This is a genomic window from Bradyrhizobium sp. ISRA464 (genome assembly GCF_029910095.1).
Lineage (GTDB): Bacteria > Pseudomonadota > Alphaproteobacteria > Rhizobiales > Xanthobacteraceae > Bradyrhizobium.
The window spans coordinates 1,740,211-1,751,625 of record NZ_CP094526.1; the positions used below are offsets into that span (position 1 = coordinate 1,740,211).

General features: G+C 65.6%; 10 protein-coding genes. 6 read left to right on the forward strand and 4 right to left on the reverse strand.

Features of this window, described 5'->3' with window-relative positions:
- Window positions 1-607: 607 nt before the first annotated feature.
- The 3 genes from MTX19_RS08195 (at window position 608) to MTX19_RS08205 (ending at window position 3,407) form a co-directional block, all read left to right on the forward strand.
- Entirely contained in the window at window positions 608-1,240 is a 633-nt protein-coding gene (locus MTX19_RS08195) for a hypothetical protein (protein ID WP_280975968.1), read from the forward strand.
- A 111-nt stretch (window positions 1,241-1,351) separates the two neighbouring features.
- Complete coding sequence (locus tag MTX19_RS08200) at window positions 1,352-2,044, forward strand: response regulator transcription factor (RefSeq protein WP_280983182.1); 693 nt, start codon at window positions 1,352-1,354, stop codon at window positions 2,042-2,044.
- Complete coding sequence (locus MTX19_RS08205) at window positions 2,031-3,407, forward strand: HAMP domain-containing sensor histidine kinase (RefSeq protein WP_280985921.1); 1,377 nt, start codon at window positions 2,031-2,033, stop codon at window positions 3,405-3,407. Before MTX19_RS08200 ends, MTX19_RS08205 begins: the two co-directional genes overlap by 14 nt.
- A 648-nt stretch (window positions 3,408-4,055) precedes the next feature.
- Here the strand turns inward: MTX19_RS08205 and MTX19_RS08210 are convergent.
- From MTX19_RS08210 to MTX19_RS08220, 3 genes are all read right to left on the reverse strand, one after another.
- On the reverse strand, window positions 4,056-4,433 hold the full coding sequence (locus tag MTX19_RS08210; protein ID WP_280983185.1) for a LuxR C-terminal-related transcriptional regulator: 378 nt from the start codon (window positions 4,431-4,433) through the stop codon (window positions 4,056-4,058).
- Window positions 4,430-5,296, reverse strand: a complete 867-nt coding sequence (locus MTX19_RS08215) for a S1C family serine protease (RefSeq protein WP_280983186.1) — start codon at window positions 5,294-5,296, stop codon at window positions 4,430-4,432. Before MTX19_RS08215 ends, MTX19_RS08210 begins: the two co-directional genes overlap by 4 nt.
- 109 nt (window positions 5,297-5,405) lie before the next feature.
- Complete coding sequence (locus tag MTX19_RS08220) at window positions 5,406-6,419, reverse strand: AraC family transcriptional regulator (protein WP_280983187.1); 1,014 nt, start codon at window positions 6,417-6,419, stop codon at window positions 5,406-5,408.
- Between the two features lie 261 nt (window positions 6,420-6,680).
- Here MTX19_RS08220 and MTX19_RS08225 point away from each other — a divergent pair, with 261 nt between their 5' ends.
- From MTX19_RS08225 to MTX19_RS08235, 3 genes are all read left to right on the forward strand, one after another.
- Complete coding sequence (locus MTX19_RS08225) at window positions 6,681-7,130, forward strand: cupin domain-containing protein (protein ID WP_280983188.1); 450 nt, start codon at window positions 6,681-6,683, stop codon at window positions 7,128-7,130.
- 118 nt (window positions 7,131-7,248) lie between these two features.
- Complete coding sequence (locus MTX19_RS08230) at window positions 7,249-8,742, forward strand: NAD(P)/FAD-dependent oxidoreductase (protein ID WP_280983189.1); 1,494 nt, start codon at window positions 7,249-7,251, stop codon at window positions 8,740-8,742.
- An 88-nt stretch (window positions 8,743-8,830) separates the two neighbouring features.
- Window positions 8,831-9,898, forward strand: a complete 1,068-nt coding sequence (locus MTX19_RS08235; RefSeq protein WP_280983190.1) for a maleylacetate reductase — start codon at window positions 8,831-8,833, stop codon at window positions 9,896-9,898.
- Window positions 9,899-9,906: 8 nt separating this feature from the next.
- On the opposite strand, the gene MTX19_RS08240 is transcribed toward MTX19_RS08235, so the two are convergent.
- Window positions 9,907-11,361: a GH1 family beta-glucosidase gene (locus tag MTX19_RS08240; RefSeq protein WP_280983191.1), complete on the reverse strand. Its 1,455-nt coding sequence runs from the start codon at window positions 11,359-11,361 to the stop codon at window positions 9,907-9,909.
- Window positions 11,362-11,415: the final 54 nt, after the last annotated feature.

The following is an 11,415-nucleotide window of genomic DNA, read 5'->3' on the forward strand; positions in this document are numbered from 1 at the left end:
TACCCGACGTTTCGCTCTCTCGTTCCGATTTGAACGCATCGTTAGGACTAGAAGTCGACCGTTATGAAGCGTCGTCTGGGCTGGCATACGCTCAGATCGACGTCGCAGGTGTCGGAGATCAATGGGCGGCCGCTCTCGACTATATTCGATCAATTCGCGCCGCCATTCCGCGGCTGGTTTCCGAAGGAGCAATTGGGACGCCGAGCTTGGACGTGGCTATAGCTTTCCCCCATTCGACTCTATCCAAGTCTCTTATCGTCCCGGCTGCTCTGGCTGCGGAGACCGGCGAGGCAGGGATCGACGTTGAACTTTCCGTGTATAAGACCGAATGACGAGGTTGCCTGTTGGCCCAAGGCGGACGTATGGAAGGTCAGCTCCGATGTCCGAACCTGGGCCTAAGGCGGCTATTGGCGAGGCTACGCTTCGTAAAGCGTGATCTGGACTCGAAGGCTGCCCAACGGAACGCAAGGCGTCTCGCCGAAACTAACTTCCGCGTCAGAATCTGGCGCATTTGTAAGTTGAAGGAGGCCGCCGGTTTGCGTCTCCTGATCCTCCTCTTCCTGCGGCGAAGGTCCTTCGTCGCAGCCCAACGAGGGAGGATCTTTCGATGAAGCACAAGCTCTTCACTGGTCTCGTGGCGGCGACGTTCGCCGCGGCGGTCGCGCTTGCGCCGCCTGTCCTTGCCCGCGGCGGAGGCGGTGGCTTCGGTGGCGGCGGCGGTGGCGGTCACGGCGGCGGCTTCGGTGGTGGCGGCGGCGGTCATGGCGGCGGCTTCGGTGGTGGTGGCTTCGGCGGTGGCCGTGGCGGCGGTTTTGCTGGCGGCTTCGGCGGCGGCGGAATGCACGGCGGCGGTTTCGCTGGCGGAATGCATGGAGGAGGTTTCGCCGGCGGCATGCGCGGCGGCGGAATGGCCTTTGCCGGCACGGGTGGCACGCATTTCGGCGGCGCCCGTTTCGGTGGCGCTCGTTTCGGTGGCCCGGGCTTTGGCGGTCCGCGTTTTGCGGGTGCACCGATGACCCGTGCGGCATTTGCACCTGGACCGCGGTTTGCCGGCGCCGGATTCCGCGGCTCGCATTTCTTCCATCATCGCGGCTTCTTCCGTCACCGCTTCCGCCACTTCGCCTTCTTCGACGTCGGCGTGCCTTACCTGTATGCTGATTACTACGACGGCTGCTGGCGCAGGGCACGGACGCCTTACGGATGGCAGTGGGTCAACGTGTGCGGGGACTACTGGTACTAGCGCTACGAACCGCACAGTTGACGCGCGGTCGTCGCCGGCCGTTCCATCCTGCCCCGGAATGGGATAGTCTGGTGGCGGCCGTCGCGCGGGGCACTCGGAGAGTTCAACACGATGCCCGGAGCTCACCGCCGTATTCTCGTCGTCGAGGATGATCCGGAGACTGCGGGTCAACTCGTCGAGCAACTCACCACCAGCGGCTATGATGTCGATCTGGCCGCGAACGGCGGCGAGGCGCTGAACCAGGGCGCGGCGCGCGATTATGCCGTGATCACGATCGATCGCATGCTTCCGGATATCGACGGCATCGCGGTCATGCGTCAGATGCGTGACGACGGGATCGTGGTGCCCTTCCTGATCATCAGCGCGCTCGGCGAGGTGGACGACCGCGTGCGGGGCTTGCGCGCCGGCGGCGACGACTATCTGGTCAAGCCGTTCTCCTTCGTCGAGTTGCTGGCGCGCCTGGAGGCGCTGGGCCGGCGCAGCGAGACCATCGCCAAGGAGACAATCCTGCGGGTCGACGATCTCGCGGTCGATCTGATCTCGCGGACAGCGAGCCGTCGCAACCGGAGGATCCCGCTGCTGCCGAAGGAGTTCCAGCTGCTTGAATATCTCGTGCGCAACGAGGGCCGCGTGGTGTCCCGCGCCATGCTGCTGCAGCATGTGTGGGATCTGCATTTCGACCCCTCGACGAACATCATCGATGTCTATGTCGGCCGGGTGCGGCGCAAGGTCGACGACCAGCAAGCCTATCCGCTGATCCATACGATCCGCGGCATCGGGTACTGCCTCCGTGCTCCTGGCTAAGACCCTCAGGTCATCGACGTTCCGTCTGGCATTGATGGCCATCGGGGCCTTCGGTCTGATCGTCTGCGCGATCTTCGCCTATGTCTACTGGTCGACGGTCTCCTATGTGCGCAGCCGGTCCGATCGCGCGATCATGACCGAGCAGGCGAACCTCCATGACGCCTATGCGCGGTCCGGACGCGACGGTCTGGTCGCGCTGATCGGACAGCGCATCGCCGACAAGAGCTTTGCCGATCACGTCTACCTCCTCGTCGACCATGCATCGGCGGTGCTCGCCGGAAACCTCGCGCGCTGGCCGGTGGACGCCGCAGATCAGGGCTGGGCCGAGTTTCGCGCGCCGGCGCGGTCGCCCGCCTCGGTGGCCCCGCTGGTGCGGGGCGTGACCGAGACCCTGCCGAACGGCGATCGGCTGCTGGTCGGTCGCGACATCGGCGATCTCGACGGCTTCACCGCGCAGATCAGGGCGGCCGGTATCGCTGTCGTCGTGCTGATTGTCGTGCTGGCGGCCGTCGCCAGCATCGGGGTCACGCGGCGGACGGTCGGCCGGATCGAGTCGATCAATGCGACCAGCCGCGCCATCATGCTCTCCGGTCTCGACCAGCGCATCCCGCTCCACGGCAGTCATGACGAATGGGACCGCGTCGCCGAAAATCTTAATCAGATGCTCGACCGCATCCAGACCTTGATGGGCGAGGTGAAGCAGGCCAGCGACAACATCGCGCATGATCTGCGCACGCCGCTGACGCGCATGCGCGGACGGCTCGAGAAGGCCTATCATTGTCCACGCAACGGCGAGAACGATGCGGCGCTGATCGGCGACACCATTGCCGATCTCGATACCGTGCTTGCGATGTTCGCGTCCATCACGCGGATTTCGGAGATCGAGACACGCGCCCGCAAGGACGCCTTTCGCATCGTCAATCTCGTTGAGATCGCAGGCGAGGTGGTCGAGCTCTACGATGCCGCGGCCGAGCGGGACACGACCCGCCTCGAGCTGGCCGGCGACGCCGAGGTGCCGATGACCGGCGATCGCGACCTCCTGTTCGATGCGATCGCCAATCTCGTGGACAATGCCATCAAGCACGGTCGCGCCGGGGGGCGGGTGACCGTGACCTGCCGCAACGGCGAGAGCGGCGCGGTGATCTCCGTCGCCGACGACGGTTCCGGCATTCCCGCCGACCAGCACGATCACGTCTTCAAGCGCTTCTATCGGCTCGAGCAGAGCCGCTACACGCCGGGAAACGGCCTGGGCCTCAGCCTTGTCGCGGCCGTCGCCAGCCTGCACGGTGCGACGATCGAGCTGCGCGACAATTCGCCGGGCCTGTTGGTCGTACTCTGCTTCCCCGCGGCAGCGGTAGCGTAGAGCGGGTTGCTCAACGTGGTGTGGGATGCGGTGGACGCCAACTGTGCGACTGACGAGCGCACACGAGGCGGACGGTGAAGTCGTGTGGTTCCGACGCCCCAGTGGCAGGTGTCTCCTCGCTAAGCACGCGAACGCGTCTCTTGCTGAAGACGGTGACAAAAAAGCCAAGTCTCGCCGGGAAGAGCACGAAGTAAGCCGTAACCCATCGCGCAGGGAAAGCCGGGTTTGATCCGGTTTCACCTGTGGTCCTACCCCCGGGTGCTTTTTTTGTTGCACCGGGCCCATGGGTGCGATCGGCACCCGGCTTTCCCTGCGCCCTCTGAATAACGGAAAGGGACACCAAGACGCAAAACTCGGACAGATCGTGTCGCGGGAAAGTCAAGCCATGTCTAGCGCCGTCATCGCCCGCGAAGGCGGGCGATCCAGTACGCCGCGGCTTATCGGCTCGTGAACCAATGTCGCTGGAATACTGGATCGCCCGGTCGAGCCGGGCGATGACATCGACGGTTTGGCTCCTGAAACGTGAATCGGAAATGCACCGTTGTCATTGTCATTGCGAGCGAAGCAATTCACCTTTCCGGCCCATGGGCCGATGGATTGCGTCGTCGCTGTCGCTCCTCGCAATGACAGCGATATGCGCTGCGGCATTCACAGATTGATCACCCCACGCCTTGCGGCATGCGCGACCGCGTCGGTGCGACCGGTGGCGTCGAGCTTGTCGAGCAGGGAGCCGACGTGAAACTTGGCGGTGTGGACGGAGATGCCGAGGCGCTTTGCGATCATCTTGTTCGAGGCGCCCTCGGCGAGCAGCGCCAGCACGTCGAGTTCGCGCGGCGTCAGCTCGAAGTCGCCGGGCGATCCCGCCCTGTCCTGATCGCGGGAGACGATCGCTGCCGCGACCGGTTCGCCGGGCGTTGCGAGCCGCAGGCCGGCGACGCCGCCAAGCAGCGTCGCCAGCCGGTCTGCAAGGACGGGATCGTCGATCTCGAGCGAGATCACGATTTCAGGTGCACTCTCACTGCTCACGTCTCCGGCCTCTCGCCGATCGTCACCCTGACATGCAGCGGCTCGCCGCCGCGACGGACGGTGAGGTCGACGACCCTGCCGACGCTCTGCGGCCCCAGGGTTCGCAGCAGCGCCCGCACGCCGGACAGCCGCTCATCGTTGACCGCAATGATCACATCGCCTTGCCGGATGCCGGCGGCCGCCGAGGGGCCGTTCTTGTCGACGCTCATCACCATCGCGCCGATGCCGTCGTCGACACGGACCGGCTGCAGGCCGAGGCCAAGATATCCGCGCGCGATGCGGCCAGAGCTCTCGAGCTGCGGTGCGACACGCTCGATGGTCGCGGCCGGAATCGTCAGCACGCGGCGGGGACCCAGCACGGCCATGCCGAACGGCTCTCCCGATGCATTCAGTGCCAGCCCGCCCTGCTGGCTGTGCCGCAGCCGGACGTCCAGCTCGATCCGCGCGTCGATGTCGCCGCCGCGCAGGCTGCGCCAGGCCGGGCCTGACAGCGAGACCATGCCGAGCCGCGCGGTCGGCGCGCCACGGTCCGCCGCGACGACCACCGCGAGCGATCCCAGCGCGGGAACAGTGGCCGACAGCTTGACCGGCGCGACGTCGGCATCGAACCGCAGCAGCGCGATGTCGGTGGTGTGGTCGCGTCCGGCGATGGTCGCCTGCCGCCGGCTGCCGTCGGAAAGCTGGATCTCGATCTCGCCGTCGTCGGCCAGTGCCTCGTCGGCGGTGATGACGAGACCCGACTTCCAGACGAAGCCGGACGCCCGCAGACGGTGCGAATGCACGGAGACGATGGCGGGTGCGGTGCGCGCGATGGTCTCCGAAAGGGCAGATGACAGTGAGGAGAGGGTGGTCGGGTCGGTCATGGGAAACTCCGTTGGCTTCCCTCAGTCTGGGATGTTGCGGCAGACGGCGAAACTGGCCGGATGGGCAGGGCTCGACCGCGCGCCGGCATGGGTCGTTCGGAGCGGAAGGTCAGCTCAGCCGGTGCAGGGTTGCCTTCGGACTCTCGCCGAACTTGGCCCGGTAGGCGCTTGCCATACGGCTCAAATGGGTGAAGCCGAGGTCGAATGCAATATCGACGATGCGCTCGCCTGGACGAGCCGTCTTCAGGCGCGCGTTGAGCTGGGCGAGGCGGATGTCGAGCAGCATCTCGCTGACCGTGGTGCCGAAGTGGCGGCGGAAGCCGAGCTGCAGCGCGCGAATGCCGGTGCCCGCGACGTCGGCAAGCTCGACAAGATCCAGGGGCTCGGTCGCGCGTGTCTCCAGATAGGCGCGCGCCCGTTTCAGCGGCGCCGGCTGGGTCTCGGCGCGGCCGTTGAAGACATCGATGGCCGAGCGCAGGCTGTGCGGCTGGCCGTTGAGCAGGGCGTTGAGCAACGCCTCGCGCCACTCGGCCGCCGCCAATCCGGGCAACGTCTTGTGCGGGCCGAGCTGATCGGCCAGCGCGACCAGATGTTCGATCCTCGCGGCGATTGCGTGCCCGAGCGGCCCGGTCAGCGCGACATCTGGATCAAACTCGACCGGCCGTACAGCCACGCCGCCAAGCGCTGCGGCGCGATGCTCCACCAGCTTGCGATCGAGCAGCAGGATGAGCTGGGCGCAATCGCTGCGCCACGTCATGTCGGTCGCAATGGTCGGCGACAGCAGCGATGCGCAGAAGGCCGGTCCCGTCATCACCTCGCGTGCCGCGGTGCGGATCGCGGCCGAGCCATGCAGCGGCACCTGCAGCAGGAAGAAGCGGTCAAGGCAACCGGGATTGATCGACACCGATCCGCCATAGGCGACATAGTTGACGGAGAAGCCGTCAAAGCCCGCACAATTGTGGAACGCGAAGAAATCTCCTTCGGAGCGATCGACCGGCGTCAGATCGTGCGGACAGAAGATGCGTCCGATCGCCTCGGCAGCGTCGTCGACGCGCGTCGTCGCGACCCGCGCGAAATCCTTCAGCCTTGCCCTTGCCGAAACCTCGTTGCTCGCCGCAATCACGCCGGCCGTCCGCAGTTGTTTGAGGTCTAAAACATCATGCAGCCTAGTGCATCCCTCGGCAAAGTGGAACGCAGTTTCATCGGCAATCTGCCTGATCGTTGCGCAGGCGGGTGGGGGCCTCGGGCAGGAGAGGACGTGCCGATCGCTCCCGCATTGCAGCATGATCCGGTCGGATGCGGATTCGTTTATCGGCTAGACAGCCCTGCCGGCCGGCGACAGGCTCCGTGCCCGCAATGCGCACCAACCCCTGGAGAGGCTGATATGGGCACGCTCGAAAAAGGCATCACCCGAAACGGCACCGGCTACGGCGGCAAGACCTGGAATATCCTGGGCCAGGTCTATTATCCCAAGGCGGTCACCGACTCGACCTTCGCGTTCGAAACCAACAGCGATCCCGGCCAGTTCGTGCCGGTGCATATCCACCCAACCCAGGACGAGTTCATCCTGGTGCAGGAGGGCATGCTCGACCTCAAGCTCGATGGGGTCTGGGTGCAGGCCAAGGCCGGCGACCTCGTGCGCATGCCGCGCGGCATTCCGCACGGCTACTTCAACAAGTCGGACAAGCCGGCGCGGGCGCTGTTTTGGGTGTCGCCGATGCAGAAGCTCGAAGCGCTGTTCGACAAGCTGCACAATCTGCAGGACCCCGCCGAGGTGGTGCGCATCTCCGCGCAGCACGAGGTGGATTTCCTGCCGCCGGAAGCCAACGACTAGGCGCGCAGCCAAAGCAGACAGCACGCGCGACGCGACGATCGCCGGAGTAGACGTCCCGGCGATACGGGGATGCGTGCGCCTAGGGAATGGACCTGTTCATTCATCGCGGAGCGGTTTCATGGTCAAGCAGAAGCATGTGTGCGTTATCGGTGCCGGCGTGTCGGGGCTCGCCGCAGGCAAGGCGTTCGCCACGCGCGGCCACAAGGTGACCATCATCGAGCGCAGCGGCGATCTCGGCGGGGTCTGGGAGCCGGCGCGCTCCTATCCCGAGGTCCAGACCCAAAGCCCGAAGGACCTCTATCGCTACACCGACAAAGCGATGCCTGAGTCCTATCCGGAGTGGCCGAAGGGACCGCAGGTCTATGCCTATCTCAGCGAATATGCCCGCAGCCACGGGATCGACGGCGCAATCCGCTACGATACGAAGGTGGAGGCGATGAACCGCCGGGCCGACGGCAAACCGGGCTGGAGGCTCGAGCTGCGCTCGACCGACGGCGCCACCGGCCACGAGGATTTCGACTTCGTCGCCGTCTGCACCGGGCAGTTCAACGAGCCGCAGACATTGTCGCTGCCGGGCGAGGACGGCTTCAAGGCGCAGGGCGGCCAGATCCTGCATTCCTCGCAATATGGCGATCCGACCCTCGCGAAGGGACGCAAGGTCGTCGTGCTCGGCGGCTCGAAATCGGCCACCGACATCGCGGTGAACGCGGTCAATTCCAGCGCCAGCGAGGTGACGATCGTGTTTCGCGAGCCGGTCTGGCGGATCCCCTATTTTGTCGGCGGGCTCGTGAACTTCAAGCGCATCCTCTACATCCGCGCGCAGGAGCAGATGTTCGCAAGCTGGGGCATCGGCCCGATGGGCCGGCTCAAGCATGCGATTGCGAAACCATTCGTCTGGGCGAACTGGCGCGGGCTCGAGAGCATGCTGAAGATGCAGCTCAAGCTCAAGCAGTGCAACATGGTGCCCAAGGAGCGGATCGAGGATGGCGTCAACTGCTCGGTGCCGATCGCAACCCCCGGCTTCTATCCGATGGTCGCCGACGGCCGCATCAAGGCGGTGCGCGGCACCTTCGACCATTATGACGGCAAGACCATCGTCACGAGCGGCGGCCAGCGCATCGCGGCCGATGTCGCGGTGCTCGCGATCGGCTACAAGCTCGGCGTGCCGTTCCTGCCGGAGGCCTATCGGGCGAAACTGGTCGAGCCCGACGGGCAGTACCGGCTGTATCGCCTGATCGCCAATCCCGATCTGCCCGACATGGGCTTCGTCGGCTTCAACTCGAGCTTCTGTACGTTGCTGTGCGCCGACCTCGCCGCGAACTGGCTGGTGCGTTACGCTGATGGCCAGCTCGCGCGCCAGCCGAGCGCGGCCGAGATGAACGACAACATCGCGATGATGCTGAATTTCAGGCGCGTCGAACGGCCGGCGGCGGGCGTCTATGGCGGGCTGTGCGTCGCGCCCTATCATTTCAAGCATTTCGACGAGCTGTTGGCCGATATCGGCGCCAAAACCTGGCGCCGCAACCCGCTCGTCGAAAAGTTCACGCCGCCCGACGCCGACGCCTATGCGCGCTTTCTTGCCACCGCGCCGGATTACAAGGCGGCGGCGTGAGAACGTCACGGTTGACTGGATTGGTGAGGTAGGTGAAACACTCGTGCCGTCCGGGCATGATACGCCTGATGTCAGCGAGGGAAGCATCATGTCGCAGTCCTTCACCTATCAGGTCAGCCCGATGCGGGTGGTGTTCGGGGTCGGCACCATCGCGAAATTGGGGGACGAGCTCGAGCGTCTCGGCGTCAAGCGCGCGCTGGTGCTGGCAAGCCGCCGGCAGCAGGCCGAGCTCGGCGATCTCGCGGCATTGACCGGCGGCCGCATGGCCGGGCTGTTTGAGGGGGCCGTGGTGCACACGCCGGTCGCGGTCACTGAGCGGGCGATGCAGGCCGTGCACGATCTGAAGCCCGACGGGGTCGTTGCGATCGGCGCGGGCGCCGCGACCGGCCTGAGCAAGGCGATCGCACTGCGCACCGACCTGCCGCAACTGATCCTGCCGACCAGCTACGCCGGGTCCGAAATGACGCCGGTGCTGGGAGAGACGGTCGAAGGCGTCAAGACCACGCAGTCGTCGCCAAAGATCCTACCCGAGGCCGTGATCTATGACGTCAACCTGACCGTCTCGATGCCGGCAAAATTCTCCGCGATCTCCGGCCTCAACGCGATCGCGCACGCGGCCGAGGCGCTCTATGCGCGCGACGGCAATCCGATCACCTCGCTGATGGCGGAAGAGGCAATTGCGAAGCTCGCATCGTCGCTGCCGGAGGTGATTGCGCGGCCGCGCGATCTCGAGGCGCGTTCGGACGCGCTTTACGGCGCATGGCTGTGCGCCGTCTGCCTCGGCACGGTCGGCATGGCGCTGCATCACAAGCTCTGTCACACGGTCGGTGCATTGTTCGACCTGCCGCATGCCGAGACCCACGCGGTGCTGCTGCCACACACCATCGCCTACAACACGCCGGCGGCACCTGATGCGATCGGCCGCGCCGCGAGGGCGCTTGGTGTGGCCAACGCGGCCAGTGGCCTGTTCGACCTGTCGGCGCGGCTTGGCGCACCGCGCGCGCTTGCGGAGATCGGCATGCCCGAAGACGGTATCGCAAGGGCCGCCGAGCTCGCCACCAAGAATCCCTACTGGAATCCGCGGCCGATCGAGCAAGAAGGCATTCGCGATCTGCTGAAGCGGGCATGGGCCGGCGAGCGGCCGCAGGAAGGGTAGGGCTGTCGTCACACTCCGATCGCGTTGCGCGCGATCACGTCACGATAGAATGCCGCGCTCAGCTTCGGCACGCGCGCCTGGGTCTCGAAATCCACCCGGTACAGGCCGAAGCGTTTCGCGTAGCCGAAGATCCATTCGAAATTGTCCATCAGGCTCCACAGGAAATAGCCGTGAACCGGGACGCCTTCGGCGGTGGCGCGCTGCAGCTGCGCGAGATAGTTGCGCAGGAACATGATGCGGTCGACGTCGTAGATCTGGCCGTCCGGATGCAGTTTGTCCTCGCCGGACGTTCCGTTCTCGCTGATATAGATGCTCTTGATGTTCCACAGCTTGGCGGCAATCCGCGGCGCCCAGTAGATCACTTCCGGCGCGATCCGCAGCCATTCCGAGTTCATATGCGGGAACGACGCCGGCATCGGCAGCGGTCGCCAGCCCGGCGCATGGTCGGTGGCGACGACGTAGACTTGCGGCGCGTAGATGTTCAAGCCGACGAAATCGTTGGGCTGCGAAATGATCTTCAATTCGTCCGCAGTGAATTTGGGCGCGTCCGCACCAGCCCATTGCAGGAAGCCCTCGGTGTACTTGCCTTCGAGGACGACGCCGAGAAAGCCAGCATTGAGTTCACGCGTCGCGATCTCGGTGGCGTGGATGTTCTCCGGCGTGTTGATCGCGGGCACGCAGGCAGTGATGTTCTCGGCCGGGCCGACCCGCGTGCCGGCACGCCCCTTGGCGCGGATTGCCTGCACTGCGAGCCCATGCGCCAGCGCGACGTGGTGGCGCGCCTGGTTCACCTGCGCCTGCGGAAGCTTCAACCCGGGTGCGTCGATGCCGAGGCCGTAACCGAAGGGGATGAAGCGCCCGACCTCGTTGAGGGTGAAGATGTTCTTGACGCGGTCGGTGAGCCGCTGCGCGACATAGCCGGCATAGTCGCCGAACGCCTTCGACGTCTCGCGGGATTGCCAGCCGCCGACGCGGTCCTGCAGCGCCTGCGGCAGGTCCCAGTGATAAAGCGTGGCGTAGGGCTCGATGCCGTTTGCCAGCAGTTCGTCGACCAGGCGGTGGTAGAAGTCGAGGCCCTTCGGGTTCGGCGCGCCGGTGCCGTCCGGAAACACCCGTGGCCAGGCGATCGAGAAGCGATAGGCCCTGGCGCCGAGGTCCCGGATCAGGCGGACGTCCTCCTTGTAGCGGTGATAGTGATCATTGGCGCGATCGCCGCTGGTGCCGTCCTCGATCTTGCCCGGCGTGTGGGTGAAGGTGTCCCAGATCGAACGGCCGCGGCCATCCTCGTTGACCGCGCCCTCGACCTGGTAGGACGACGTCGCGGTGCCCCAGACGAAGCCGACGGGAAAGCTCGCTCCGTCCGGCCGCGGCGGCTCCTTCGCAGCTTGGGCGGGGGCCGACAGCCCAAGCGCCGAGAGGCCTGCAAGGCCCGCAAACTGCCGGCGCGAGAATTTATCGAACATTATTGGCTCCCGTCGGGTTCGTGTCGGTCCGGTGGTGGTGCCCGGCCGATACCG